The organism is Pseudodesulfovibrio piezophilus C1TLV30 (assembly GCF_000341895.1).
In the GTDB taxonomy this organism is placed as follows: Bacteria; Desulfobacterota; Desulfovibrionia; order Desulfovibrionales; family Desulfovibrionaceae; genus Pseudodesulfovibrio; species Pseudodesulfovibrio piezophilus.
In genome coordinates, this window is record NC_020409.1 from 626,307 (window position 1) to 652,640 (window position 26,334).

Below are 26,334 nucleotides of genomic sequence, written 5' to 3' on the forward strand. Positions count from 1 at the left end.
CCGAAAGAAGAGTCTTTCGAGCGCGACCTGACGGTACACAAAATACCGATTAGTGCTTATGCTCAGGGTAATACTCAAGAAGAGCTTTGACGTATCCCTCAAGAGCATCCACTGGCTCTATTGAAGCATTTTGCTTGGCCTTCATGGCTCCGACTATAACGGCATGATGCTTCTTTAAACGTTCAACATAATCTTTCTGATCCGCCTTGACTCGTTGAGTCAGGAAATAATCAGAAATGGTGCTGATAATTTTTTGAGCATGTATTTCTTTATTATCAACCCAACGAACAAACTGCTGACGAGACTGGATATCTGTTTTATCGACCAACTCCTGAAGCATGGTTACTGCTTTTCGTATAGTAGCAACATCTTCCAACAGAGCTTCTACGCGAGCATTGTCATCGTAAATACCACAAGGAACTTGGCAATGAGCTAAGGCTTGACTCGGCAGCACAAGCAAAATCGCTATAAAAATTATGAAACTAAGACTCTTGAATTGTTTCATTAAACTTCTCCTTGTACTCAACAGGAGCACGCTTTTTGTTGGACCGTACACATGCACAGCCTATGGAATTCCAACTTACTCTATATAAAAGATTCCAAAACACGTCTAGTAGCCGAAAAAATCTTCTCCTCAGCTCTGATTTTTCGTATGCTACTTCAATAACTTTAAACGATACCTTACAGTATTAAAATGGATACTCAATGCCACCAATAAATACTTCGATTTTCCAGCTACTCAAAATTGGTCCAGGACCTTCAAGCTCCCATACTATTGGTCCAATGAAAGCGGGATTTGACTTCATGGACTTTGCTCGACACCTTCCACAGAAAGAGAAGGAGCGATGCAATACACTCGAAATACGTCTTTTCGGCTCCCTCTCAGCGACAGGAGAAGGACACGGTACTCGTCGAGCCGTCATGTCTGGCTTACTTGGCCATCTTCCACATACCTGCCAACCCAATATTCTTGAGCAATGTGATAATTTAAGCCAAATCTTTCAGCTGAACCTTGGCGGACTTGAAATTCCATATAGTCCAAGCGACATAATCTTTGACCAGGTTCAACATAGCTATCTGCATAGCAACACGATGGTCTTTCGAATAAAAGCCGATAGTGAAGTAATTTGTGAACGAATTTATTTTTCAGTCGGTGGTGGTTTTCTGCGATGGCAAGGTTGGAAGGAACCAGAGCGTAGCCTTCCTCTCTATCCATACAACTCCATGGCTGAGTTAAAAAAGCACCTGAAAGAGAATCACATCCGCCTTCATGAACTTATTCTTGCAAACGAACAGGCTCTTACTGGCAAGAGTCTTGATGAAATTAATGCTGGTTTAGACCAGATTATTGAAGTTATGGAAAACGCAGTTGAAACCGGCATATCAAGAGAAGGTTTCCTCCCAGGTGAAATAGGATTGAAGCGAAAAGCTTCTGTAATGTATGCGCGAGCCAAGGAAGAGCACTTTCAGGGACCAGGCTTCATTAAGGCACTGAACGCCTATGCCCTTGCCGCGTCTGAAGAAAATGCGTCAGGTCGTTGTGTTGTAACAGCTCCGACTTGTGGGGCAGCAGGAGTTATTCCCTCTGTCGTTTTCATGCTTAAACGACACATGGGCGCCTTACAGGAAGAGGTTCGTCAAGGATTACTTGCTGCAGTTGCGATTGGTTTTTTGTGTAAGCACAATGCATCAATTTCCGGTGCAGAGGTCGGCTGCCAAGGGGAAGTAGGGGTCGCTTCGGCAATGGCTGCGGCTTTTCTGGCCTACGCTCGAGGCTATCGATTTCAGGTTACTGAAAATGCCGCAGAAATAGCAATGGAACACCATCTAGGCCTGACATGTGACCCTGTGGGGGGGTATGTTCAGATTCCCTGCATTGAAAGGAATGCCATGGGGGCAGTCAAGGCCTACAATGCCTATCTAATAGCTTCAACCCTTGATGAATCCTACCATATCGTCAATTTGGACAAAGCCATACATGCGATGGCACAAACTGGACGCGATATGTCTCGAAAATACAAAGAAACATCTCTTGGTGGTCTGGCTTTGTCCATGACAGAGTGTTAATATGTCAACACCCTGTATATATTAAATTTTACTCAATATACGAAAATTACAAAATTGACAGAATATAATTCGCAATCATTCTGCAATGGCTGAATTATGATTGCTCATCGTATAATATTTTGCTAGGCACAGCTCTGGTCTTCTGGCCCGAATAAAGTCATTGGGGAGTTTTCTGTGATTTCTTTCAAAAATGTTAACAAATGGTATGGGGATTTCCATGTCCTCAATAATATCAACCTTACTATACAAAAAGGCGAAGTTGTGGTTATCTGTGGCCCTTCAGGCTCAGGAAAATCCACATTGATTCGGTGCATAAACCGACTTGAGCCGACCCAGGAGGGAGACATTCTGGTTGATGGCATGAATGTCTCAGACCCTCGGACCAATATGGCCCTGCTTCGGGCAGAAGTCGGTTTTGTCTTTCAGCAGTTTAATCTGTACCCGCACATGACTGTACTGGAAAACATACTTCTTGCTCCCACTATGGTTCGCCATCAAAGCAAGGGAGACGCGACAGCATTGGCCATGGAGTTACTTAAAAAAGTTGATATTCCCGACAAAGCCGGCGCATATCCATCGCAACTTTCCGGAGGCCAACAACAACGCGTCGCCATAGCCAGAGGTTTGGCTATGCAACCTAAAATCATGCTTTTTGACGAACCGACTTCAGCTCTTGACCCGGAGATGATCAACGAAGTCCTGGACGTCATGAAATCTCTTGCCCGTGAGGGCATGACCATGATCTGCGTAACACATGAAATGGGATTTGCCCGCGAAGTTGCTGACCGCGTCATCTTTATGGATGGCGGTAACCTCATTGAAGAAAACACACCCGAAGAATTCTTCAATAACCCTCAAAGTGAACGCACAAAGGACTTCCTCAGCAAGATCCTTAGCCATTAGTTAAGGTATATATGCTCGACGGCAGTGTGCTGGTCGGGCTTGTGTTTTGAACTCAACTGTTAGGAGAGGTAAATGAGAGTTCTCAAAATCACTGTCCTGGCCGCTTTGCTGGTCATGGCTGCTTCCGTAGCCGCTTTCGCAGGTCCCACTTATGACCGCGTCATGTCCACCAAGGTTGTCAAGGCTGGTCTTTCAAACCAAGGTATTCCCTTTGGTTTCATTGATGAAAAAAATGAGTGGGTCGGCTTTGATGTCGACATGGCTACCGAAATAGCCAAGCGCCTTGGTGCCAAGCTCGAAAAGGTCGTCGTTAACAACAACACACGTATTTCCTTTGTTCAGACCAATCCGCCCAAGGTTGATATGGTCCTGTCAAACATGACTCACAAACGCGTCCGTGATGAGAAGATTGATTTTTCCATCACCTACTTCTTTGATGGCCAAAAATTCTTGGCAAAAAAAGGCGCAGTTAAAGATATCAAGGATCTGGCAAACTTGAAAGTTGGTTCCATGCAAGGAACAACTTCTATTGTCAATGCAACAGAATACCTGAAGAAACTTGGCAATCCGTCCCCGAAAGTAACAGGCTATGATGGCGAAGTTGCCATGTTTGAGGCTCTGCGCTCCGGCCGTGTCCAAGCTATTACCACTGACTCCACAATTCTTCTTGGATATGCAGCAAAGATTCCCGGCCAGTTCGAATTGGTTGGAGATTTCATCTCCGATGAGCCGTATGGCATCGGCCTGCCCCAAGATGACTCTGCTTGGCGTGACGCCATCAACTTCACAGTGCAGGATATGTGGAAAGACGGCACCTACATGACCATCTACAATAAATGGTTCGGTCCTGAGTCTTCCTATCCGTTCCCCATGACTTCCAAGATCGAAATGTGGCCTTAAGCCCAGAGCTGAACGCCAAACCAGGTCCCGAAGCCCCGGCTTCGGGACCTTTGCTTCGGATATATACATGCTGAAAAGATATTTTGAAAAGGCCTGGGTTCAGAACCTCACCCTGCTGGCAATGCTCGGCTTGGTGGTTTGTTATTTCACCTTTTTCTTCGAATTCAAATACGACTTTGACTGGGCCGTCTTCGTCACCGAAGGTCAGTATGGGCACATGGGACATCTGATGCTCAACGGTCTCAACCTGACCCTGACGATTACTATATACTCAGCCGTCATAGCGCTCCTCTTCGGAACTATTTTCGGATTGGCCAGACTTTCGAGTTTCAAACCCGTATACTGGTTTGCAACCTGTTACGTCGAGCTATTCCGCAATACCCCACTTCTCATTCAGCTCTTTTTCTGGAACTTTGCATTCCCCTATGCATTTCCTGATGAAATCAGATTTAAAATTTTTGAACTTGATTTTGAATTCTGGGTAGCTACAATCGGTTGTGGCATCTTCACAGGCGCATTCATGGCTGAAATTATCCGAGCCGGTATACAATCTATTCCCAAAGGATTACTGGAAGCTTCCTACTCATCAGGTTTGAACTTCACACAAACTCTACGCAAGGTTATCCTGCCACTGGCTTTTCGAGAAATTATCCCCCCCTTGGGAAGTGAATTTCTCAACAATATGAAAAATACATCCCTTGCCATGACCATCGGAGTGACCGAACTTTTTTGGTCCATGCAGGAAGTTCTTTCACTGACATACCGCACATTCGAATCCATTACCGCTGCTACCGTTATTTACTTGATACTCTCGCTGACGATTGCGTGTATTCTCAATATAGTAAACGAAAAACTCAAGATCATGCCAAGAGGCGAGACGTCTTTCCTCCGGCGGATTGCCGATATTGTTTTCATGCCCTTTGGCCTAATAGGCTCCAGTCTTGAATACATATTCTGGTACTTTAGAAAACCTCCCGAAGCTCGCACGGTTTCACCGTTTCGCCGCCTGCTTCATACAAGTGTGAAAACCCTGATACAAGCGGCAAAGACTCTCTTTGTCATCGCCCTGCTGTATCTCATCTATTTAATAATAATGGCTGTCGCTGCCTTTAATTTTGATGTAATCTTTGCAAACTTGAAGTCATTGCTCATTTGGAGATTTCCAAAGGGAGATGATACAGAATTCTTCATGGGACTTGGAGGCCTCTCGGGCTCCCTGCTCATTTCGATATTCTCTATCAGTGGTAGCTTTATCATTGGCCTCTTCATCGGTATGGGGCGTACAGCAAAGAACAGGGCCATCAAAATCCCCTGTATGCTTTACATCGAATTAGTCCGTGGAATTCCCCTACTCCTCGTCATTTTCTGGTTTTATCAAGTCGTGCTGGATTTTGTTTTCAAAATCGATATTCACGCCTTCTGGGCTGGCACCATTGCCTTGACCTTCTTCTTTGGTGCGTATGTCGCAGAGACTGTCCGTGGGGGCATTGAAAATATTCCTGTGGGCCAAGTTGAAGCAGCAAAAGCCTCCGGGTTGAGTTACTTCCAGACCATGCGCAAAATAGTCCTCCCACAAGCTCTCAAACAAATGCTTCCTGCTTTGGTAGGGATGTTCATCGCTGCCTTCAAGGATACTTCTCTGCTCTACATCATCGGCGTCATGGATCTGACCCGAGCTGCCTACGCAGTCAACAACAGGCTTATGATTTATCCCTTTGAAATCTATACCACTGTCGTGGTCTTGTATTTCATGTTCAGTTACATTATGAGCCTCTATGCAAAACGACTGGAAAGAAAACTCAGTCCAGAAAACATCCGTATTGAAATGTAAAGACACTCTCAAAAAAAATGGGGAAGCTAGAAAGCTTCCCCATTTTAATTTACAGAGTCTGAGCTAACTATCTATCGACCAAACATCACCAGCGTCCATTCCCCATTCCTTCTTGGCTAATCGGTGCCCCAAATTGAAGGCCTTGGTATTCACCGCTCGGATCTTGGCCGGAAGTGATGACTCCAAACTTTTCCGCATTGTAGCCTGATTTATGAAGGGCAAAAGAAATGAGAGAGAGCCAAGCACAACTGTATTCATAGCCTGAACAATGCCAACTTTCTCCTTGGCTAGCTTGGTATAAGCTAACCCAAGAAATCTATTCGTCGGTGGCTGTGGAACCAAATCCGACTCCAGAATCAAAATACCACCAGGTTTTAGATAAGGATAGTAGGCATTACAAGCTTCCTGAGAAAGCGCGACCAATATATCCAAACTCTCAGCCTTTGGGTAACTAATCGATTCTGAACTGATAACAAGATCACATCGGCTTGAACCACCGCGAGCTTCAGGCCCATAACTCTGGGTCTGAGTGACATTATATCCATGACCAAGAGCCAACCCTTGGCCCATGACACGCCCAAGGGTAATAATTCCCTGCCCGCCAAGACCGGAGAACCGTATTTCAAAACGATCCAAATCCTGTTGCGGTTTCATATTATTTGTCCCCCTTTTCAACTTGCTCAAGGAGCCGTCTTTGTAAGGCGGAATACTTTTCCTCAAAGCCATCTCGATCTTTCTGCACGAAAACTCCGATAGGAATACGGTCTTCGCGTTCCTGCTCTGGCATTTCATTATATCGATCTATGGGCACTGCCGCTTTTTTCATCCATTTGTACATATCCACAGGAGTCTTATAGCTATTTTTACGCCCATATTGCGTATGGCACGGGGTGATGGCTTCAACCACACTGAAGCCAGGCCGGGCAATAGCATCGGTCAAAACTCTCTCAAGCTTTCTGACGTGAAAGACAGTTCCTCGTGCCACATAATTAGCCCCAGCCCCTCTGGCCAATTCAACGGTGTCGAAGCTCTTATCAAGCTGACCATATGGATTAGTCATGGTGGTTGAACCCGCCGGTGTCGCGGGAGAACTTTGACCACCAGTCATTCCATAAATATTATTATTGAGGATTAAGGCTGTAACACCAATATTCCTTCTGGCCGCATGGATAAGATGATTCCCACCTATGGATAAGGCATCTCCATCACCCATGATGGTTATGACGTTAAGCTTGGGATTGGCCATCTTGATACCAGTAGCGAAAGTCAAAGCACGCCCGTGTGTGGTGTGAATAGTGTTAAAATCCACATAAACAGCCAACCGCCCCGAGCACCCAATCCCAGCAACAATGACAACATCATCCTTGGGAATTCCCAAAGAGTGAAGAGAGCGGATAAGAGTACCGAGCACGATGCCATGCCCACAACCTGCACACAATACATGAGGAAATTTCTTGTTATGCCTCAAATATTGATGAATTATTTCATTTCCGGTAAATGTATTCATCGTACTATCCCTGCATGATAACCTTGAGAATTTCGGTAGGAGTGACAATCTGCCCGTCAATACGATTGATGGTACGAACTGCAGCCCTCCCCATATTCACTCGCTTAACCTCTCTCGACATCTGCCCCATATTCATTTCTGGTACAACAAGGGTTTTAGCATGAGCTAAAACCTTTTCGGTTTTTCGACGAGGATATGGAAACAAAGTCTTGAGCTTCAAGAGTCCGGCTTTCATACCATTCTCTCGGGCTTTTTGAACGGCGAGTTCGGCAGACCTGGCAACGCTGCCATACGCAATGACGACAATATCGGCATCGTCGAGTAGATATTCGCCTACCAATTGAATATCATAAAAAAATTGATCAATTTTACGATGAATGCGCTCCATCAATTCAACGACTTCTTCAGGGCGCTGAGTGGGAAATCCATTCCGATCGTGTGTCAAACCTGTCGTATGAAAACGATATCCTGAACCAAGCGGTGGCATGGGCGGAACTCCGCGAACGGTCTCTTCATACGGCTTATACCATTCTGGTGGCATAGAGGGGATAGTTCGAGAAAACACCTCATAATCACCCTCATTAGGAATCTCTATTTTCTCACGCGTATGGGCGGTCACCTCATCAAGAAGTAATATGACTGGAGTTCGATATTTTTCAGCCATGTTAAACGCCGTAATTGTCATATCCATACATTCCTGAACATTGGATGCAGATAAAACGATTATAGGATGATCTCCATGAGTTCCCCACCGCGCTTGTTGTACATCTCCCTGAGCCGGACATGTTGGTAACCCCGTGGATGGGCCGCCCCGCATAACATTTACCAAAACCAATGGAGTTTCAGCCATGATAGCGTATCCAAGATTTTCCTGCTTCAGTGAAAAGCCAGGACCACTGGTTGCTGTTAAAACCTTTCTACCAGCAAGAGAAGCACCAATGACGGCACCCATACTTGCTATTTCATCTTCCATTTGAAGAAAAACTCCATCTTCAAGCTTTGGGAGCCTATTGGCCATGATCTCCATAATTTCGGAAGAAGGCGTGATAGGATATCCACTATAAAAAGAACATCCTGCCAAAAGAGCTCCCTCAACCACTGCCTCATTACCTAAAGCAAAAATTTCCCTATGTTTTTTGGGCCTAGGCATAACTATTATGCTCCCTTGGTCTTCTTGGAATGCACATCTGAAGGGTCATCATTTCCCTCACCTTCTTCCTTATCTTTTACGATAATCGCAAAATCAGGACAGTGCAGTTCACAAAATCCACACCGGATGCAATCCTCCTCGTGTGTTACCACAGCTTTCCCCTGATCGCTCAATTCAAGAACCTTGACTGGGCAGAATTCAACACAGATGCCGCACCCCTTACACCAGTCAGGATAGACGGTAACCTTACTTTTTCCCTTTTCTCTCTTGGCCATAGCTCCTTCCACCAATGCTTTTACTCTGAGCATCATGCCCAGCAAGTTGTTCAAGACAACGTCAATAGATTTTCATACCCAATGGTATATACCTGAACTCCTAACAGGTTCTTTTCCTGTGTAAAGGCTTTTCGAAAATTCCTTCCGAGGGATTCTTAAAATAAAAATGAAAAACAAAAAAAAAGCGCCAGAAATCTTTATTTCCGACGCTTTTTTTGTTTTGTAAAAAATAAAAATCAAAGAGCAAGAAGAGCCAATGCATTGATCACGGATGCAGCAAGAGCACTCCCCCCCTTACGCCCCTCTACCGCAATATAAGGGATGTCACGACTCATCAGTAAATATTTTGACTCCGCAGCATTCACGAAACCAACAGGCATTCCGACCACCAGAGCAGGCGAAACATTCCCAAGATCAAAATGTTCAACAAGCCGAATGAGCGCTGTAGGAGCATTCCCAACAATATAAATCTTCGGTTTTATTTCTTGAATCGCGATGTCGATAGCTGCTTTAGCTCTCGTAATACCTTCATTCTTCGCTCTTATGACCACTCTTTTGTCATTCATAAGACAATGAACCTGGCAGCCTAAGGGGGTAAGTCTACGAACAGGAATACCTCGTTTGGCCATCTCCGTATCAGTAACCAAGGTTGCTCCTGAGCGCAGGGCTTCAATTCCTGACTCCAAGGCATTTTCATGAAATCTGACAAGATCGAGCATTTCAAAGTCAGCCGTTGTGTGAATCATACGGCGGACTATTTGCCATTTTTGGCCATCAAATTTTCGCGGTTCAGGGATTTCCGAATCGATAATGCGAAACGATTCAGCTTCGATTTCTTCGGGTTTTTTAAAATTCTGAAGCATTATTTTTGGCATTCTTCCCCCATTTGACCCGAAATAATGGCAACAGGTGCCGACGTTCCAAGTCGATTAGCTCCGGCCTCTATCATGGCAAGAGCATCTTTATAGTTCAAAACTCCGCCATTTGCTTTCACCCCGATATCAAAACCAACAGTCCTGCGCATTATTTTTACCGCTTCAACTGAGGCTCCACCGTAACCGAAACCGGTGCATATCTTAACAAAAGCAGCTCCACTCTCAAGACTCAAAAGGCATGCTCTCCCAGTCTCATTTTTGGACAAGATTAATATCTCAAGAATAACCTTAACAAGGCTACCGGACGCAGCGTTGACAACCGATACAATATCTTCTGCGATAAACAACTCGTCTCCACTTTTGAACGCTCCAATATTCATAACCATGTCAACTTCACACGCTCCTGATGCAATGGCTGCTCGTGCCTCAAGAACTTTTACTTCTGTAAAGGTTGCCCCTAAAGGAAAAACTATCACCAAAATAGCGAGTGAATTGGCCCCGTCCAAATTTGCGCTTATTCGCGAAACAAAATGAGGGTTAACACTAACACCATAAAACCAAACCGCACGGCCTAAGAGCAGACTTCATCTAACTCTCGGACCGTGGCGGTGGGTTTAAGCAGCGTATGGTCAAGATAGGACGCAATGTCCTCTTGTCTCGGTATCACTTAGCGATCCCGAGCCTGATATCGCGAAAGCTGTGCTTCAAGTCGACGACTGTATGAAGTCAACATGTAACAAACCATGAAGTACAGAGCCGCGATGGTAATCCATACCTCGAACGAAGCAACCATTTCTCTATTATCAACCTGAACTCCAGTCCGGGTCAACTCATTGACACCAAGTATGGCTGCGAGAGATGTGTCTTTTGTCAACGATACAAATTGATTGACAAAAGAGGGGATCATATTCCTCAATGACTGTGGAAGAATAACGTATCGCATAGCCTGGTAATGAGATAGTCCCGAGCCTCGCGCAGCCTCCATCTGTCCTTTAGGCAAGGCTTGCACCCCAGCACGAACAATCTCAGCTACGTATGCCGCAGTAAAAATCATAAAGCAGACCATTGTTGTAGAGAAAGCCGGCAAAGAACGACCTATCAGAACTGGAGCAAGAAAGAAAAACCAGAATATGAGAAGCAAGAGCGGCATTCCGCGTATCATTTCTATATAAATGACAGCTGTCAGTTTAACCCACCATCTACGAGAAAGACGCATCAGGCCTGCCGCGAGTCCTATCCAAAAAGCGCCAAAGATTCCAACGCCTGCGAGTATAATTGCAGCAGCTAACCCACCCAAGTTGTGAACAAATGGAAAGACACCATTGAATTTAGCTTGCCCCCAAAGGAAGTAATCAAAATTATCTAGAACAATATCCCAATGCATCAAAGTATCCCCCTAGTACATGACCTGGATCATGAAGTGTTTATTATACATAGTGATGCAGAAGGAGACGACCAGAGAAATGATCAGGTAAATCAACAATGCAACGGAAAATGCCTCGAACGGAATGGCGTGGTATGACTCTATCTGACTCGCCATATACATCAGATCAGTCACCCCAATAACCATACACAAAGATGAGTTTTTGATAAGATTTAAAGCTTGGGAAATGAGTGGTGGTATAACAATCCGCAAAGCTTGTGGCAAAATGACATAACGATATCCCTGCAGAAAAGAAAGTCCTACTGCCCGCGAGGCCTCAAGTTGATTTTTAGGGATGGAAAAGATGCCAGCTCGAATCTCTTCGGCAATGAATGCAGAGCTATAAACAGTCAAGGCAATCACACCGGAAATCAACTCAACATTGAAAAGAATCCACTCACCGACAAAAGTATGTCCTAAGAGTGAAAAAGGTCCGGGGAACCAATAGTACAAATCATTCATCCATTCATTAATGGCGCTGGGGATCACAAAATGGGAAGCATTGTACCAAAAGAAAATCTGAACAAGCAGCGGTGTATTCCTGAAAAATTCAGTATAAGCAAGGCTCAGCCATTGCAAAGGTTTAAATGGAACCATCCGCATGATACAAATTATGATCCCAAGAATCATGGCACAGATCAAAGCGATTGTAGAAATCTGCAATGTTGTGACAAATCCTTCCCACATCCAAAGAGCGGGTTCGCCGGAAAACATTTTATCCCAGTGAAACGTATACTGCAAGGCTCTATCCGTCGGTTTGAGTGAAATAGAAAAACAGGAAAACCGGGAGCACCCTGGGGTACTCCCGGTAAGAAGACACTATCAAATTACATGGGCCAGATTTCGATAGACCAACCGGCAGGCAAGTCGTATCCCATCCATTTTTTGAACGTTTTTTGGTATGAACCGTCGAGCCACATCTCGTTAAGGGCCTTATTGACGAAATCGCGGAAAGCAGAGTCATTGGAAGGCACACCCAATCCATATGGCTCTGAAGAGAAAAATTCTCCAACAATCTCCCAATTATCTGGGTTGTCATCGCCAGCCTTCAGACCTGCGAGAATACCGGAATCAGTAGTGACAGCTTTCACCTTACCCTGCTTTAAAGCCATAAAAGCCTGCGGATATTCATCATAAGAAATAACCTGAGCTTTGGGCTGAGCAGCTTTGATATTCTTTTCTGAAGTTGACCCTTTAACAGTTCCAACTTTCTTGTTCACCAAGTCATCTGTGGACAGAATGCCAGATCCCTTCTTCACAAGGAGCTTTTGACCATCCATGAAGTAGGTGATTGAAAAATCAATCTGCTCGTCACGAGAGAACTTGTGAGTCATGGTTGCGGCCAGGATATCGACTGACCCTTGAGCCAACATCGGGATACGATTCTTGGAAGTAACCACTTTAAATTCAGTCTTCACACCCAGTTTGGAAGCAATGTACTTGCAAACGTCAACATCAAAGCCAACCAGATCCTTGGTGTCAGGGTCAATGAAACCAAAAAGATTCACAGAGTCCTTAACACCACAGACAAGTACACCGGCAGCTTTAACATCTTCAATTTTGCCGGCCGAGGCCACAGATGCCGCGAACATGAAGGACAATACCAAAGCCAGAACGATAACCAGACGTTTCATAGTTCCTCCTCTCTCAATAGGAATTACGGGTTGAATACCAATATTAAAGAATTTCCTTCAGGAAGTTCCTTGTACGTTCATGCTGGGGATTTTTGAAAAATTCATCTGGCGGAGCTTGTTCTACAACTATACCGCCATCCATGAAAAGGACCCGGTCACAGACTTCTCGGGCAAAACCCATTTCATGTGTGACACAGAGCATAGTCATTCCCTCACGAGCCAGGTCTTTCATGACATTCAGCACCTCATTAATCATTTCAGGATCAAGAGCTGAAGTCGGTTCATCAAAGAGCATCACTTTAGGTTTCATGGCCAAGGAACGCGCAATAGCCACTCGCTGTTGCTGCCCACCGGAAAGTTCTGCAGGATACTTATGAGCCTGATCATGAATGCCAACACGCTCCAAGAGCTGAAGAGCTGTCTCTTCCGCTTGTTCCTTGGGTACATTCTTGACCTTGATGGGCGCTAATGTAACATTTTTTAGCACCGAGAGATGGGGGTACAAGTTGAATTGTTGAAAAACGATGCCTATTTCTGCCCTCAGGTCATTAATATTAACATCTTTGTCCAGAATATCCTTCCCATCAAACAAGATTTGCCCTTTCTGATATTCTTCCAACCGATTGATACACCTGATAAAGGTAGATTTACCGGATCCGGAAGGACCACAGATAACGAGGACTTCGCCCTTGTTGACGGACTCGGTGATTCCTTGAAGAACATGAAAATCACCATACCATTTATGCAGTTTCTGCACTTCGATCATTGCCATATAAGAAAAACTCCAAACGTAAATTGGGCAAAAAAATGAATCCTAGCCAGTCTGTCGGGTGCTTCCGATTGGTAAGACCGGGCATCGGAATTGCCAGTAAGTACTTATCCGAATCTGCAAAAAAGTCAAGGTACCGTTCATTTGACAGACGAATCTACGCCTTAAAAACACTTTTGCAAAAGACTTATAATTACTGACGGACAAATACGAAAACAACGTGTTTTTTACTCTATGACACAAAGCTCACTTGTGTTCTATTCAGGAGAACATTCACAAAGAGTTGAACCTTATCCCCGATGTGTTTTCCTCTATAGAGTCGTGATGATATAATATTTCCGATTACTCCCACCTCTGACAGGACAGAAAAGAAACGAACAGTTACTCTTTACCACATGAAAGAAGAGACGTCTTCACAATCTTGATTGGGGATCTTCGAAATAAAGCATTGTGAGGCAATAAATAAAAAGAAGGCCCGCTCTTTCGAACGGGCCTTCTCAATTCATTACGTATTTGCTCTTATTCGCCAGACTGATAGTTTAACTTTGTCTCCAGTGGGAAGACCGGCAGATAACGATAAGCAAGACTGACCACAATTCCGCCAAAAGCGACAATCATGATAGAAGTTGCATACTCAACCCAATTCGGGAAGTAGACTTGCCACTTATCAAAAGGCATAGACGGAAAGGCGATAGTCTGAACCGTGAAAATATACCGATTCAGAGAAACACCGATGCAATCCAGAATAGCGGCTGTATAAAGCAAACCGGGACGATTTCTTATTGCAGGCACAACCAACATGATAGCAGGTACAACACCGCAGAGAATGATCTCGGAGAACATCAGCCACTTTCCGTAGGCCACACCATAGAACATATCATCAAAAGTCAAGCCGACGGAAGGCAGATACCCAGTCGCCCATGCCCATGTGTCAAGAATCTTGAAGAACATGTACACACTCAACATGGTGCCAGCAATCTTACCCATCAAAGCTTTTGTCTTGAAGTCCACCAGCTTCTTGCCTGTCAGTTTCTCCATAGTGGTAGCGATCAGAACGGTAAAGACCGGACCGGACCCGACGGCAGAAAGGACAAACAGGAAGAAGGTCCACGGCCATATGAAGAATCCCTCACGGAAGGAAAACGGACGCCCGATAAGGACACCATACATTCCTCCGAGGGAACCTTGGTGGAATGTAGACAAGAAAGCACCAATACCGGCGAACAAAGCCATATTGACATGCATATTATGCGCAAGGGCATGAATAAAAGGTATCTTGTTCAACTGTTTCTGTTCCAGAATCAACGGAATAAACTCGATGATGAGAACAGTCAGGTAACAGGTGATGCAGAAGATAACTTCGGTCAACATGGAATGAACATTCGGATGCCAGTAACCGAACCATGCACGTGTGGGCTGACCGACGTCGAGCACCAGAACCAACATGGCACCAGCATAGCAACAAAAACCGACGATAACCGTCAGGTTAATGATTTTTTCCAGTTGTTTTATCTTGAGAATATACTTGAGCAAGCCAGTGAAAAAGGCACCAGCACCAAGTGCGATAACCGCAAGGTCAAAGGTAATCCAGGCACCAAACCCGAAATAGTTGTCTAATCCGGTAGTACCGATTCCATTATACAATACAAGCACAGCTCCGTAGAAGCCCCACAGGAAGACGCCCACAAGGAAAGCCATCCAGATGAGGTACTGACCGAAGGAGCACCGCTGCGTCCCTTCCGGGAAGAGTTTGCTATCCATTGTTCAGCTCCCTTTAGTGATGACCGCCGCCATCGGCGTTGTAGTTGTCGCCCTGCCTGCGGACCCATTCGCGCTCCGAGGCGTAGTAAACCTGAGGCTCCAGACCGAGCTTTTCAACCAGCCGAAAAGCATGTTTGCTTTTGGCGAGATCGTGAACGACATGCTCTGGATTATTCAGGTCACCGAAAGTAATCGCCTTAGTAGGACATATTTCCGCACACGCGGTAATATATGCACCATCAGGCAGATTCATCGGGTCCTCACCATTTTGACGCGCTTCATCTTTGGCGTTCATATAACGCGTATGGCAGAAGTTACATTTTTCAACCACACCACGAGGACGAACGGAAACGGCCGGACTAAGTCCCTTATCCATACCTTCAGGCCAGAGGGGATCCCACCAGTTGAAGTACCGGGCGTGATACGGACACGCAGCCATGCAGTACCGACAGCCGATACAACGTGGATATACCTGCGAGACGATACCACCTTCCTCATTCTTTTCCGTAGCGACCACCGGACACACTGGCACACAAGCAGGATTACCACATTGCATGCATGGTCTCGGCAGATATGCCGTCTCGTGATTCGGGAAGACTTCGCCGTTAGACAGTTCGTAGACATTCATCCAGGTCAGGGTCTTGAGCTTATTGGACGCATCATCGCGGTCCTTAGTCAATGCCTGGACATAGTTATAGGGGTCTTCTTTCGTCATGGGAGCGATATTATTCTCCACCTGGCAGCCGACCATACAGGCCCCGCACCCGGTGCATTTGTCAATATCAATGACCATGCCCCACTTAATTTTGAATTCTTTCATATGCATGTCGGTTCCCCCTAGATTTTGGCGATGTTCACAGTGGAACCGGCCCATGTGGAAGCGCCAGTGGCAGCTTCGGAGCTCACCGTGAGGATCTTATAGACATTATCGCCCTTGCCCTTCGAGAACTCATCGCCGACCGTGTGCCCCATCCCTAAAGGAGCAGCGACCACGCCAGGCAACACGCCTTCGAATATCTGGACCAAAGCTTCACAATCTCCATTGCCACCGGAAAGCTTCACCTTGGAGCCGACGTTTACACCAAGTTTTTTGGCGGTCACGGAAGCCATCATCACGACCATATTATCGCCGAGAAGCTGGTTATTGCTAATAGTGCAAGGAGCATTGGGAGTCGTTGCCTGATTCGCTGTACCGACATTGAGCATCGTATAGGGAGCCAAGCTGACTGCACCAGTTCCTTTGACAGGAACGGCTGCTCTACTCAGAACATTGGCAGCCAAAATGACACCCGACATATCAGGAGTTTCCTCAAGAATGTAGGCAGCCCCTTCGGTCAATTCATCCAGATCAGCACCAATAACTCCAACTTTGGCTTCAATGACTTCCTGGAAGCTCTCAAATCCGAGATCAATCAGACCAAGAACAAAGTCTCCGGCATTCATGACATCATAAATCGGCTTGGCTACAGGCGCTCCCATTGAATATGTGGCGGCAGCAACTCCGTAAGGACTTACCAGATCATCATACCGCTCATAAGGATGAGGCGTAGGGAGAACAAGATCCGCAGCTGCTGTAGTCTCAGTATTCACCGAATCAAAGGCAACAGTGAATCCGGCTTTAACTTGCTCCGTCAAAGCATACGTGGGATTTGCTTCATAAACAAACAGCAGATCGGCTTCAACACCTTGCAGGATATCCTGCTTGAGCATCTCAGAACGAGTCATCGCCGTTTCTACAGCCTTTCCGAATTCTGGCAGAATGTTCATTCCACCACCAAGCAGCAGGTTCAAAGCGAACGCGGCTGCATGTGCGGCAACGGATCCACCTGGAACCACCACCGGATTTTCAGCGGCGAGCAAGAGTTTGGCAACCTCGGCCATATCACTAGCCTTGACACCTGTCGCAGCCTCTACCTTGACAGGAGTATACCCACTCAGAACCATGGCTTTAAACTGATCAAAATCACGAGCGGGCACGGATTTGCCAGCTTGCAACACATGATAGCATACGCCAAGGGTAAAAGCTGCCATGCCTTCAGTCGGCACGGGAACCCATTTGCTGGTGACGGATGCGGTCTTTGTCTGCATAGGGCCAGCAAAGATGAATTTTCCACCTTCGTTGGCTGCAAAGGCTTTCAGGTTCGCAACGGTTGGTCCCCATGATTCCAGTGCATCCGCACCGGCAAGAAGAACAACATCCGCACTTTCCATATCATACCCAACTTGACCAGAGCCGCCCATCAAACCAGTCCAAGCTTTATCAGCAGCTTGCATATCACAAGGCATGGCGTAGAAAGCATCGCTTCCCTTATCGACCAATAATGCGGATAAAACTTCGTTGATTGTGCCTGTCTGATCACCGGAAATGACAGCAACTCTGTTGCCGGCTGCTTCCAGTTTTTCGGCAACAACTTCTGTAGCCTTTTCCCAGGTAATGGATTCACCGTTCAGCATCGGTGTCTTGATGCGGGTCGGACTGTTTTTGGTTTGCACACCATTGGCGCACAAAGGACATATACCACCACCAGAGAGCGGATTGTCCACGTTACCTTCAGTTCCGAAGGCTTCGCCAGCTACGGTGCGAACCTTCACGGCACAGCCGGATTCGCATATTTTAGAAACAGTTGGAATTCCTTTCACCTCACCATATTTCAGGGTGGGGATCCAGGGCCAGTTCTGCGTCCATATCGACGCATCATCAAGGGCCGTCCAAACCGTCGGTGTAAAAAGGATACCGGCGGTTGCGCCCACAGTCATCTGTATAAAAGCTCTGCGTGCTACACTCATTCTCAGTACCCCTCTACTTGTGACAAGTGTAACAGGCGTTTGATTGGCCCTTGAGGGCATGACACCGCTCACACTTCCACATCTTCATTGTCGTCTTACTGTAACCAGTCAGCCTGTTCTGCTCAAAAGCCGGCGGTACATCATTCAGGTGAATATCCTTAAGATGACACAGATTACAATTCTGTTCGGCAGGCTCGTCGAACACCGAAGGATCGACGACGCTGGACAGGTCATTTTTCATGTCTGCCAACTCGGCAATGTCAAGCCCAGCATGAGCCTTGTGCGAGAAATACACATTATCCGGTTGATACTGATAGTTCAACCAAGGGACCTCTTTGCCTTGGATCAAATACTTGACCACATACTCGCGTTCTGCCTGCAGCTTATCCTCATCGCCAGAAGCCAAGTTGTCTTCAATAGCTCCGATTTCAGCTTTCATAATAGCTTCATAATCATTCGGGTCGATTCCTTCTTCAGCAATGGCCTCCATTGCTTCCTCTGGATCGACCGCGTGACATTCAGCGCAGACTTCATTTGTCGGGAATCCGGCATAAGAGCCATCATCCCGGAAATAATGACAGCTTTCGCAATCCATTCCCTGATCTTCCACGTGCACTGCATGACTGAACCAAATCGGTTGTTCGACATCTTTGTAGAACAATCCCGGAATGACAGCCCAACCTAATACGCAGGTGGTCAGGAAGCCGATGATAAAGGGAAGTCCCCCTCCACACCGTTTCGATGCTTTTCTTTCCTCCATAACCTCGCCCCATCACTCTAAAGTTTAAGTGAAAATCACACCAATTGAACTAAGTTCCCATACGGTAAGGATTGTTTTCGTGTCAAGAGAATATGAAAATTTTCACGATCTCTCAAAAGCGCATACAACCACTAAAATCTTTACAGTATCGGGACCTTACGGCATACAGAATTTATTTCTGAACTCGTCCGTAAACATCATCAAAACGAACGATATCGTCTTCTTCCAAGTATGGACCACTCTGAATTTCAATAATATTGAGAGGAACCTTTCCCGGATTAGCAAGTCTATGTTGAGAAGCTTTGGGGATATCGATGGACTGGTTTTCCACTAGGATTACTGGCTTTTCATCAACTTCGACCTCAGCTGTCCCATCCACTACAACCCAATGCTCACTCCGATGGTGATGCATTTGAGAACTCAGCCGAGCCCCAGGATTTACCTGAATCCGTTTGATTTTGTAATGAGGCCCCTCTTCCAACACCGAGTAGCTACCCCAAGGGCGCACAACAGTGGGATGACTTTCCACAAGTCGGCTTCCCTCGGCCTTGAGAGTAGCCACGACATCTCGCACTGACTGTACATGTTCCATGGGACAAGACAAAGTGGCGTCGCGAGTTTGAACCATAATCATGTTCTCCACCCCAACCACAGCCAGCTTTCCCCCTTCACTGATCAACAATGAATTATGACAATCCATAGCAAGTACATCACCTTGTATAACATTGCCATTCTGATCCTTTTCACCAATACGGTATAATGCTTCCCAACTGCCAAGGTCGTCCCAATCAAATTGGGCACGAACCACCGCTATATTGTCTATCTTTTCAACAACACCATAATCTACTGAAATATTGGGAAGTTCTCGATAACCCTGTACCAGAGACGTTTGATCTCTTTCCATCCACCAATCCCATAGATCCGGTTGAAATTTGGCAACTTGGGTCAAGAAATCCTTAGCACGGAACAAGAACATGCCACTATTCCAGAAATGACTCCCCTCTCGAAGAAACGCCTCAGCCTTTTCCAATCCGGGTTTTTCAACAAACCCATCCACGGCAAAAGCATCATCGCATATTTTTTTTCCTAGAGTGATGTATCCATACCCGGTTTCAGGCGTTCGTGGCTTGACACCAAAAGTGACAAAGAGCTTTTCAGCAGCCAGACAAGAGGCCTGAACAATATCCTCCCCCCAAGCCTGACAATTCCCTATCAAATGGTCGGAAGGAAAAATCGCAGCCTGAGCGCGGGGGTTTGCTTCCACGACCTTATCAAGACCAAGCATGATTGCTGGTAGGGTATTTCGCCCAACAGGCTCGGACAGGACCTGTGTTTCCATATTGGGACAAATTTCTGCGATCTGCTTGCGCACTTCGAAAACATGCTCATCATTTGTGACAACCCATATTTTTTCTGGGTCAAAAAGCTCGAGCACTCGGGCGACAGACTGCTGCAATAAAGTTTGCTCCCCATCCAAGACAAGCAACTGCTTGGGCAGGAGGTTACGACTTAATGGCCACAAACGGGTGCCAGACCCTCCAGCCAAGATAATGGCATGGCACTCTTCGGCGAATTGGGCCTTGAGCGGCCTGTTCTTCTGCATATTAGTAGTCCTCGTATATGAAGGGGGAATGGAAATCGACGAATCGGGACAATCGACGATCCTTTTCTGATAATATTGGTTTTTGACCATGCAAAGCGGGAGTCCAATCCATACCGATAGTAGGATCATCCCAGGCAATCCCCCCCTCGTGGTCCGGCGAATAAGGAGCATCAACTTTGTATTGAAATTCCGTATCCGGCATGATGGTTATATATGCATGTCCAAACCCTTTCGGGATGAACATTCGTTTAAAATTCGACGCACTCAAGACAACTGGAGCATATTTTCCATAGGTCACGGAACCGAGTCGCAAGTCAATGACGACATCAAGCACAGCTCCTCTGGTGACCCAAACTAATTTAGCCTGAGCCATGGGCGGCCTCTGAAAATGAAAACCTCGAAGGACCCCTAAGTCTTTTGAATAGGCGTGATTATCTTGGACAAAATCACATTCAATATCTAATAAGCGGAATGAATCCTTATTATAACTTTCAAGAAAAAAGCCCCTCTCATCCTGAAAGACCTTCGGCTCCAGCACAAAAAGGCCGGAAAAACCGGTCTCATAGACCTGCATCTGCCCTCCTCACCTTATGTTGGCCTGACTGACGGTACCATGTATCCGAGTTCAAAGTCGGACACAACCCCATGTAGCAATCGCTGCCATAAAAAAAACATACAACCTGTTCACATTTGCCCGATGGTTTGCTAGTTCCTTTCTTGGGAGAATCATTTTCATATTATTAAGGATTCAATTACATGAACTTTCTCGATATAGCACTTATCTGCATAGTCGTCATATTTACCATACGTGGTTTTTTCAGAGGGTTGGTTCAGGAGGCTCTTTCACTGATAGCCATCCTCCTGGCGATATTTCTTGCCACCAATTACCAGCACCTCCTTATTCCCCACTTAGAGCTTTATATTCACAGCGCCATTACTGTAAGCGCCCTTGCTTCAGTTATCCTTTTCTTCGGAACGATTATACTCTTTTGGCTCATAGCAAAAGCTGTTCGATCCATGCTTGAGATAGCCCTGCTGGGATGGGTCGATAGACTCACTGGTGCTTTGTTCGGTTGTGTTGAGGGTGCCATTATTGGATTAATTCTTCTCATTTTTCTTCAGTCATTCTCTCCAAACTCTTCTCAACTCAGGGAATCCAGCATAGCCCCACGCGTCCAGCACTTAATGAAGTTAACAGGTGATCTGTTACCAGAAGGAGCACGAGAGACTCTTATGCCCAAAGGGTTTTCGCTCCCATCAGCTCAACAGGCCATGGACTCAGCAAAAGAAGCTATTGGATTTGACGATGAGATTGATAATCCGCAATAATAATTTTTCTTAGAATTTCGTACTTATCACCTACACAAGGAATGAACGCCAATGAGCGAACAAGCAAGCAATCCACATACTGACGCTATGCAGGAACTCTTAGGTATTATTGATACATTGCTTGCCCCAGAGGGATGCCCCTGGGACAAAGAGCAGACCCCCCTCTCCATGTGTGATTATCTCGCCGAAGAAACCTTTGAACTCATTGAAGGGATTCGCAGTAACGACCCCAAAGAATCCATGGAAGAGCTAGGGGACGTCCTATTCATTCTGCTCTTCCTAAGCACCCTGTTTGAAAGAGCAGGACTCTTTACGCTTTCTGACTCCCTCAAAAATACTACTGCCAAAATGATCAGACGCCACCCTCATGTGTTTGCCAACACCTGTTTTGAAGACCGAGAAACCCTCTTGGACAATTGGGAAACCATCAAAAAAGATGAAAATAAGGGTACCAACAAAAAACATGTATTCGACTCTCTGCCCAAAGGGCTTCCCCCTCTTCTCAAAGCTTATCGAATAAACTCAAAAGCAGCTCGAAACGGTTTTACCTGGCAGTCAGATGACGAAGTAGAAAAACAGCTCAACGAAGAATGGCAGGAATGGCAGAACGCTCTCAAGTCCGGTGACAAGAAATCCTCTGAACAGGAATTTGGCGATTATCTTTTGACACTTGTGGAATTCGGTAGACGCAAAGGGATCAAGGCAAATAGTGCACTCGACATATCAAACCTGAAATTTTTAAGACGGTTTCAGGCGATGGAAGAACTCGCAGAATCTCGTGGGGTAGATTTTTCCGAGTTGGACTTAATGCATATGAATGCCCTCTGGGAAGAAGTCAAAACAACCGAATAACCTTTTTTTCTCCCTCCCCCCCTGCTCTATCTAGCCTGATAGGGCGTTTTGCCTAACAAACAGTTGTCGCCCTGCTGTTTATCTACGTCAGAGAAAGCATCCTAGAACCAATCATACACCCCATTAAATTGCCTAACTCACAAAAAATGGGCTTTTCTCTTTCAAGAAAAGCCCATGATACTCATATGGCGGAGAGGGAGGGATCAGAAAATCATAATTTTACACAATGATTATAAATATATATAAAATTAAAGTAAAATTTTATACCATTTATTATACCACCCACAAACAAGTGCCCTCCTGCGCCCTTAGCATTCCTAATACACTTAAAGCCAAATCAGTGTTCGGTTTAAACTCCTGTGTTAGTACAATCGAACTGTAAAGAGTCAGAATAGGATAAGAATTGACTCCCATTCAATAGGTCGTGGGTTCACTTCCCACTGCAACCACCTGTAATAAATACAATACCAGCCATCGTTAGTCCTTGACATTGTGAGAAATGTCACTAACTTATAAAGAGGATCAAGAAGTCGCAGAGGCGCTATCGTTGCAATCTTTGAATCCTAAGAGTGAGCAATGACGACTAGTTCAGTTCAATATGCATATGAATCGTTAAAAGGCACCAATAGAACATCTAATAAGGATGGCGTTGGGGCCTTCGATTTGGACATCGATGGATACAGCTTATTTGCGATCTTTGATGGCGTTAGCAGCCTCGCCAACGCTAAAAATGGAGTCAACTTAGCACTCAGAGAGCTAGGGAGAATCTTCTACGAAAACAAACACAATAATGACATTGATCTTGTTAAAATAGTTGAATCTCTGAATGCTAAGATCAGAGAGAGTAAGTACAAAAAGCCCTATACGACCTGCGCTATTTTAGCCATCCCTAAAGACAAAACTCGACCTGTGAAGATTGCAAGCTTAGGTGACTCAAGAATCTATGGCGTAGACAAACAATTTATCGAACAGCTCACAGAGGATCATCATATCGATGGTCATCCAAGCGTTTTGACACGCTACCTTGGCATGGAGCAACTAGAGCACTCTGACATCTTTTACAAAGAATTTATAAGTTCATTTTCTGATTATATGCTTTGCACCGACGGCTTCTGCTCTCTTTTTGAAAAAGATAAGTCCTTATTTCATGATATCTTTTTACGCCACACTCCTACAGGCGCAAAGAAAGAAGTAAACAAGCTCATCCAAGGCAAAAATCAAGATGATGCAACGTATATCTATGTGAGGACTAATGATGTTTGATTCTGAACAAGCATTAGTAGACCTGCTAAAGGAGCAGTTGCCAGGACCTTTGTTTCAGAAGTCTGATGAGACATTGGTCTTAGATGAAGTCAACTTAGGCTATGGCATTGCCGACTTAGTCATCACTCAATACCTTCCGCCAAAGCCTTTAATGAGGAATAATTTCTTTTCGAATCTACATATAACCATTCTTGAGCTATTAAAAAACGTTAGATCGGCAACACTCCCCTGCATTGAAGACAAGACAAGGGCATCTAAACGCTCTATCAACAGATGTGTAGAAGCACTTATTGAAGATGCCTATGTCTCTCTTGAGAGCGATGTTGTTAGACTTGAAAGAGAGTACTACTGCTCTATAAAAAACACGATCGCGATAGAGGCAAAGCTCAAAAATTGGAAGAGAGCACTTAATCAAGCTTACCGCTATAAATCATTCTCGAATGAGAGTTATGTCTGCTTGCCGGTTTCCAACTCTAGGCCAGCATTAAACAACCTCCACTTGTTTAAACAAATGGAGGTTGGACTACTAACCCTTCGCGATTGTGGCGATTTAGATATTATTTATGCTCCGCCTAGCGAGCAGCCAATTAGCAGCAAAATGAACATGCTTTTGAATGAGCAAGTATTAACTAAGCTGCATTCATCTTGATTACAGATTGCCATATACCAAGGTGGTAATCAGCACTTTCATCTGTCAGAAAGACCTTATGGTCTCTCTCTAAACGCTCATAGAGCTCTCGGGCCTCTTCAACACGCTCCAAGAATGCAGATGGCCTAGCAGATAACGGCTTGCCCGCCAGTTCCTTCAACTGACGAGATACTGCTAGCAGGTAGTTCTTGTGAACATCCGGCTTGTGAGTATCCCTATAATACTCATCTTGAAGAATGACATCCGAAAAGATATTCTTTTCATTTGCAATCAATGAGATACAGTTTCTTGCACGAACGATTCCCAACTGTTGCGCCTTGATCATGTTCAAAAGCTTTTCAGAGTAATACCAACCCTTTGAAGGGCCGCCAGCAGTATCTTCTGTGAATCGAGTAACACTGAAGTTTCGCAGATTTTCATATGTGCCAATAGTGACACCATCTACATCAACAAGGGAAAGAAAGACCAGGGCGTCCCAATTGGCGTATCCTAAAATAGTTTTAAACCCCTGGGCCTTTAAAGTCGTAAGTACATTTAGCAAGTTTGTGTAATAGCTTACGTTTACGCTAATTTTCTTTTTGTACTCTAAGCTTGCACCACTTGCTATATAGTATCCGTCAAAGGCAATACTCATATCAGTTGCAGCTCTGAGAATCTTTTCAATATACTCTGAACTAGCGATTTGATTATCGGAAAAGCATAGAGTCATATAAAACTCCTCATCGCCCCTCACCTTCTGAAGCTTCTTGTTCACCCTATTCAGAATATCAATAGTTCTAGCGACGTCCCCCAGTTCATAAAAAAAGCTTGGGACTATTATCCTCTTAAGTCCAAGTTCTTGCTGATACTTTATCGATGCCATTATGCAGTCGACACCGCTCACGCATGTGCCCTGTGATGAGGAATCATGGATAGGGTGGTAGGGATACGTGCCCAACTTACCACCTTGAGAAGCCTTATTTCCAAAAAACTGATGGTCAATCATCGATATAGGCAGATAGTCTTCTGCTTTATATCCACTGATAGGGTTGCCAATCTTTCCATACATAAAACTGTAGGCATTAAAAATGAATCCATCACCAATATCGTTAACAAAGTGGCTATCAAGGCTCCATTTATGATTGTGGCCTAGTTGGTGGTAGATTTCCATATTAGAGCTCCTCTAAAAACAAGTTCACAGTTCTAGGACGTAAGGAAATATTCTTCACAAATATCTTTTCAAAAAACTTTTTCAGAGAACAATCGTCATCCACATTATAGTCGAAACTATCGGCAGCAAAGGTCGCACGAATTTCATCCTCAGTTGAACCGAACGGAAGAGAGGAATACTTCATCACATAAGCTATGATCCCAATACTAAAAAAATCGGTTCGATATGAAATGGCATCACGATCTCCACTCAGTTGCTCAGGTGCAGCAAAGCCCGTTGTGTGAGGCTGAAATCCTGTTGTTGTGATTGTGGAGTCTTCAGGATTTTTGTAGATGCCGAAATCGATTACATAAATCCCACCACCAGTTGTAACGATTATATTTTCTGGCTTTAAATCCCTATGCGTTTTGCCTTCCTGCCATATTGGTTCCATCACGCCACAAAGGCCCTGAACAAATGTCTTAATCGATGAATCTTCCCACTTGAGACGCAACATCTTATTAAGCGGAAGCCCTTCGATATACTCCTCAATGACAACAGTTTCACCCTTGTAAAGAACGACTTCAACAACCCTAGGGATGCCATCAAGGTGCTTATTTTCAAGGTAAAAATCTAGCTCCCGCTCATCCCGCTCATTAAAGCGGTACCTGAACATCTTCAAAGCAAACTTTTCATTTCCACGACTCACAATGAACACATATTTTTGAGCACCTTGAAAGCAGTCATGGACCTCAGTTATCCCCAACTGCTCAATCAAATCCTGCGGTAATGAAAAAATGGGTGGCATCTAGGCTCCTCACCGACATGCTAAACTTGCCATCAATCAGATTGTTGATTCAAAAAACT

At 45.1% G+C, this 26,334-nt stretch carries 27 protein-coding genes; 8 read left to right on the forward strand and 19 right to left on the reverse strand.

The features are described 5' to 3' along the window. Positions 1–49: 49 nt before the first annotated feature. On the reverse strand, positions 50–505 hold the full coding sequence (locus BN4_RS03070) for a superoxide dismutase, Ni (RefSeq protein ID WP_015413887.1): 456 nt from the start codon (positions 503–505) through the stop codon (positions 50–52). 200 nt (positions 506–705) lie between these two features. Between BN4_RS03070 and BN4_RS03075 the strand changes: the two genes are divergently transcribed. The 4 genes from BN4_RS03075 to BN4_RS03090 all read left to right on the forward strand — a co-directional run bounded on the left by BN4_RS03075 (position 706) and on the right by BN4_RS03090 (position 5,701). Continuing rightward, positions 706–2,067, forward strand: coding sequence for an L-serine ammonia-lyase (locus BN4_RS03075; RefSeq protein ID WP_015413888.1), 1,362 nt, complete (start codon positions 706–708; stop codon positions 2,065–2,067). Between the two features lie 174 nt (positions 2,068–2,241). Next, positions 2,242–2,970: an amino acid ABC transporter ATP-binding protein gene (locus BN4_RS03080; protein ID WP_015413890.1), complete on the forward strand. Its 729-nt coding sequence runs from the start codon at positions 2,242–2,244 to the stop codon at positions 2,968–2,970. Positions 2,971–3,042: 72 nt separating this feature from the next. Continuing rightward, on the forward strand, positions 3,043–3,870 hold the full coding sequence (locus BN4_RS03085) for an ABC transporter substrate-binding protein (protein ID WP_015413891.1): 828 nt from the start codon (positions 3,043–3,045) through the stop codon (positions 3,868–3,870). Between the two features lie 67 nt (positions 3,871–3,937). Beyond that, a complete protein-coding gene (locus BN4_RS03090) occupies positions 3,938–5,701 on the forward strand; it encodes an amino acid ABC transporter permease (protein ID WP_015413892.1) in 1,764 nt (587 codons plus the stop codon). A 63-nt stretch (positions 5,702–5,764) separates the two neighbouring features. On the opposite strand, the gene BN4_RS03095 is transcribed toward BN4_RS03090, so the two are convergent. The 16 genes from BN4_RS03095 to rfbC all read right to left on the reverse strand — a co-directional run bounded on the left by BN4_RS03095 (position 5,765) and on the right by rfbC (position 20,819). Then, on the reverse strand, positions 5,765–6,355 hold the full coding sequence (locus tag BN4_RS03095; RefSeq protein ID WP_015413893.1) for a 2-oxoacid:acceptor oxidoreductase family protein: 591 nt from the start codon (positions 6,353–6,355) through the stop codon (positions 5,765–5,767). A 1-nt stretch (position 6,356) separates the two neighbouring features. Then, positions 6,357–7,208: a 2-oxoacid:ferredoxin oxidoreductase subunit beta gene (locus tag BN4_RS03100; RefSeq protein ID WP_015413894.1), complete on the reverse strand. Its 852-nt coding sequence runs from the start codon at positions 7,206–7,208 to the stop codon at positions 6,357–6,359. A gap of 4 nt (positions 7,209–7,212) precedes the next feature. Further along, positions 7,213–8,358 carry a 2-oxoacid:acceptor oxidoreductase subunit alpha gene (locus BN4_RS03105; RefSeq protein WP_015413895.1) on the reverse strand — a complete coding sequence of 382 codons (1,146 nt, stop codon included), beginning with the start codon at positions 8,356–8,358 and terminating at the stop codon, positions 7,213–7,215. Positions 8,359–8,363: 5 nt separating this feature from the next. Then, on the reverse strand, positions 8,364–8,633 hold the full coding sequence (locus BN4_RS03110) for a 4Fe-4S dicluster domain-containing protein (RefSeq protein ID WP_015413896.1): 270 nt from the start codon (positions 8,631–8,633) through the stop codon (positions 8,364–8,366). Between the two features lie 236 nt (positions 8,634–8,869). Then, positions 8,870–9,508: a precorrin-8X methylmutase gene (locus BN4_RS03115; RefSeq protein WP_015413897.1), complete on the reverse strand. Its 639-nt coding sequence runs from the start codon at positions 9,506–9,508 to the stop codon at positions 8,870–8,872. Then, a complete protein-coding gene (gene deoC / locus BN4_RS03120) occupies positions 9,496–10,014 on the reverse strand; it encodes a deoxyribose-phosphate aldolase (RefSeq protein ID WP_015413898.1) in 519 nt (172 codons plus the stop codon). Before deoC ends, BN4_RS03115 begins: the two co-directional genes overlap by 13 nt. 161 nt (positions 10,015–10,175) lie before the next feature. Continuing rightward, a complete protein-coding gene (locus BN4_RS03125) occupies positions 10,176–10,892 on the reverse strand; it encodes an amino acid ABC transporter permease (protein ID WP_015413899.1) in 717 nt (238 codons plus the stop codon). A 12-nt stretch (positions 10,893–10,904) separates the two neighbouring features. After that, on the reverse strand, positions 10,905–11,672 hold the full coding sequence (locus BN4_RS03130) for an amino acid ABC transporter permease (RefSeq protein ID WP_015413900.1): 768 nt from the start codon (positions 11,670–11,672) through the stop codon (positions 10,905–10,907). A gap of 86 nt (positions 11,673–11,758) precedes the next feature. Continuing rightward, on the reverse strand, positions 11,759–12,565 hold the full coding sequence (locus BN4_RS03135; RefSeq protein WP_015413901.1) for an ABC transporter substrate-binding protein: 807 nt from the start codon (positions 12,563–12,565) through the stop codon (positions 11,759–11,761). A 43-nt stretch (positions 12,566–12,608) separates the two neighbouring features. Beyond that, positions 12,609–13,337 (reverse strand): amino acid ABC transporter ATP-binding protein, encoded by a 729-nt coding sequence (locus BN4_RS03140; RefSeq protein ID WP_015413902.1) that lies wholly within the window; start codon positions 13,335–13,337, stop codon positions 12,609–12,611. A gap of 516 nt (positions 13,338–13,853) precedes the next feature. Then, the gene (gene qrcD / locus BN4_RS03145) at positions 13,854–15,095 is read right to left on the reverse strand and encodes a menaquinone reductase integral membrane subunit QrcD (RefSeq protein ID WP_015413903.1); all 1,242 of its coding nucleotides are present in this window, start codon (positions 15,093–15,095) and stop codon (positions 13,854–13,856) included. Between the two features lie 13 nt (positions 15,096–15,108). Then, complete coding sequence (gene qrcC / locus BN4_RS03150; protein ID WP_015413904.1) at positions 15,109–15,921, reverse strand: menaquinone reductase iron-sulfur cluster-binding subunit QrcC; 813 nt, start codon at positions 15,919–15,921, stop codon at positions 15,109–15,111. Positions 15,922–15,932: 11 nt separating this feature from the next. Continuing rightward, positions 15,933–17,882 (reverse strand): menaquinone reductase molybdopterin-binding-like subunit QrcB, encoded by a 1,950-nt coding sequence (qrcB, locus tag BN4_RS03155; protein ID WP_015413905.1) that lies wholly within the window; start codon positions 17,880–17,882, stop codon positions 15,933–15,935. A 13-nt stretch (positions 17,883–17,895) separates the two neighbouring features. After that, the gene (locus BN4_RS03160; protein WP_015413906.1) at positions 17,896–18,642 is read right to left on the reverse strand and encodes a cytochrome c3 family protein; all 747 of its coding nucleotides are present in this window, start codon (positions 18,640–18,642) and stop codon (positions 17,896–17,898) included. Between the two features lie 172 nt (positions 18,643–18,814). Next, the gene (locus tag BN4_RS03165) at positions 18,815–20,245 is read right to left on the reverse strand and encodes a mannose-1-phosphate guanylyltransferase/mannose-6-phosphate isomerase (protein WP_015413907.1); all 1,431 of its coding nucleotides are present in this window, start codon (positions 20,243–20,245) and stop codon (positions 18,815–18,817) included. Position 20,246: 1 nt separating this feature from the next. After that, entirely contained in the window at positions 20,247–20,819 is a 573-nt protein-coding gene (gene rfbC, locus BN4_RS03170; RefSeq protein WP_015413908.1) for a dTDP-4-dehydrorhamnose 3,5-epimerase, read from the reverse strand. 182 nt (positions 20,820–21,001) lie between these two features. On the opposite strand from rfbC, the gene BN4_RS03175 reads away from it, so the two are divergent. The 4 genes from BN4_RS03175 (at position 21,002) to BN4_RS03190 (ending at position 24,338) form a co-directional block, all read left to right on the forward strand. Beyond that, complete coding sequence (locus BN4_RS03175) at positions 21,002–21,574, forward strand: CvpA family protein (protein ID WP_015413909.1); 573 nt, start codon at positions 21,002–21,004, stop codon at positions 21,572–21,574. A 51-nt stretch (positions 21,575–21,625) separates the two neighbouring features. Further along, positions 21,626–22,426 (forward strand): nucleoside triphosphate pyrophosphohydrolase, encoded by an 801-nt coding sequence (gene mazG / locus BN4_RS03180; protein WP_015413910.1) that lies wholly within the window; start codon positions 21,626–21,628, stop codon positions 22,424–22,426. A 576-nt stretch (positions 22,427–23,002) separates the two neighbouring features. Further along, a complete protein-coding gene (locus BN4_RS03185) occupies positions 23,003–23,689 on the forward strand; it encodes a PP2C family protein-serine/threonine phosphatase (RefSeq protein WP_015413912.1) in 687 nt (228 codons plus the stop codon). Then, the gene (locus BN4_RS03190) at positions 23,679–24,338 is read left to right on the forward strand and encodes a hypothetical protein (protein WP_041720110.1); all 660 of its coding nucleotides are present in this window, start codon (positions 23,679–23,681) and stop codon (positions 24,336–24,338) included. Before BN4_RS03185 ends, BN4_RS03190 begins: the two co-directional genes overlap by 11 nt. On the opposite strand, the gene BN4_RS03195 is transcribed toward BN4_RS03190, so the two are convergent. Further along, on the reverse strand, positions 24,319–25,488 hold the full coding sequence (locus BN4_RS03195; protein ID WP_015413914.1) for a hypothetical protein: 1,170 nt from the start codon (positions 25,486–25,488) through the stop codon (positions 24,319–24,321). The two genes, BN4_RS03190 and BN4_RS03195, sit on opposite strands and share 20 nt — an antisense overlap. A 1-nt stretch (position 25,489) precedes the next feature. Continuing rightward, positions 25,490–26,275 (reverse strand): serine/threonine protein kinase, encoded by a 786-nt coding sequence (locus BN4_RS03200; RefSeq protein ID WP_015413916.1) that lies wholly within the window; start codon positions 26,273–26,275, stop codon positions 25,490–25,492. Positions 26,276–26,334 lie beyond the last annotated feature (59 nt).

Coding starts and splice junctions, on each gene's coding strand:
- BN4_RS03085 (WP_015413891.1), top strand. CDS start 3,043: ATGAGAGTTCTCAAAATCACTGTCCTGGCCGCTTTGCTGGTCATGGCT.
- qrcD (WP_015413903.1), bottom strand. CDS start 15,095: ATGGATAGCAAACTCTTCCCGGAAGGGACGCAGCGGTGCTCCTTCGGT.
- BN4_RS03160 (WP_015413906.1), bottom strand. CDS start 18,642: ATGGAGGAAAGAAAAGCATCGAAACGGTGTGGAGGGGGACTTCCCTTT.
- BN4_RS03175 (WP_015413909.1), top strand. CDS start 21,002: ATGAACTTTCTCGATATAGCACTTATCTGCATAGTCGTCATATTTACC.
- BN4_RS03200 (WP_015413916.1), bottom strand. CDS start 26,275: ATGCCACCCATTTTTTCATTACCGCAGGATTTGATTGAGCAGTTGGGG.
- mazG (WP_015413910.1), top strand. CDS start 21,626: ATGAGCGAACAAGCAAGCAATCCACATACTGACGCTATGCAGGAACTC.
- BN4_RS03090 (WP_015413892.1), top strand. CDS start 3,938: ATGCTGAAAAGATATTTTGAAAAGGCCTGGGTTCAGAACCTCACCCTG.
- BN4_RS03115 (WP_015413897.1), bottom strand. CDS start 9,508: ATGCCAAAAATAATGCTTCAGAATTTTAAAAAACCCGAAGAAATCGAA.
- BN4_RS03165 (WP_015413907.1), bottom strand. CDS start 20,245: ATGCAGAAGAACAGGCCGCTCAAGGCCCAATTCGCCGAAGAGTGCCAT.
- BN4_RS03075 (WP_015413888.1), top strand. CDS start 706: ATGCCACCAATAAATACTTCGATTTTCCAGCTACTCAAAATTGGTCCA.
- rfbC (WP_015413908.1), bottom strand. CDS start 20,819: ATGCAGGTCTATGAGACCGGTTTTTCCGGCCTTTTTGTGCTGGAGCCG.
- BN4_RS03140 (WP_015413902.1), bottom strand. CDS start 13,337: ATGGCAATGATCGAAGTGCAGAAACTGCATAAATGGTATGGTGATTTT.
- qrcB (WP_015413905.1), bottom strand. CDS start 17,882: ATGAGTGTAGCACGCAGAGCTTTTATACAGATGACTGTGGGCGCAACC.
- BN4_RS03110 (WP_015413896.1), bottom strand. CDS start 8,633: ATGGCCAAGAGAGAAAAGGGAAAAAGTAAGGTTACCGTCTATCCTGAC.
- BN4_RS03070 (WP_015413887.1), bottom strand. CDS start 505: ATGAAACAATTCAAGAGTCTTAGTTTCATAATTTTTATAGCGATTTTG.
- BN4_RS03190 (WP_041720110.1), top strand. CDS start 23,679: ATGATGTTTGATTCTGAACAAGCATTAGTAGACCTGCTAAAGGAGCAG.
- BN4_RS03095 (WP_015413893.1), bottom strand. CDS start 6,355: ATGAAACCGCAACAGGATTTGGATCGTTTTGAAATACGGTTCTCCGGT.
- BN4_RS03135 (WP_015413901.1), bottom strand. CDS start 12,565: ATGAAACGTCTGGTTATCGTTCTGGCTTTGGTATTGTCCTTCATGTTC.
- BN4_RS03100 (WP_015413894.1), bottom strand. CDS start 7,208: ATGAATACATTTACCGGAAATGAAATAATTCATCAATATTTGAGGCAT.
- BN4_RS03185 (WP_015413912.1), top strand. CDS start 23,003: ATGACGACTAGTTCAGTTCAATATGCATATGAATCGTTAAAAGGCACC.
- BN4_RS03125 (WP_015413899.1), bottom strand. CDS start 10,892: ATGCATTGGGATATTGTTCTAGATAATTTTGATTACTTCCTTTGGGGG.
- BN4_RS03105 (WP_015413895.1), bottom strand. CDS start 8,358: ATGCCTAGGCCCAAAAAACATAGGGAAATTTTTGCTTTAGGTAATGAG.
- qrcC (WP_015413904.1), bottom strand. CDS start 15,921: ATGCATATGAAAGAATTCAAAATTAAGTGGGGCATGGTCATTGATATT.
- BN4_RS03195 (WP_015413914.1), bottom strand. CDS start 25,488: ATGGAAATCTACCACCAACTAGGCCACAATCATAAATGGAGCCTTGAT.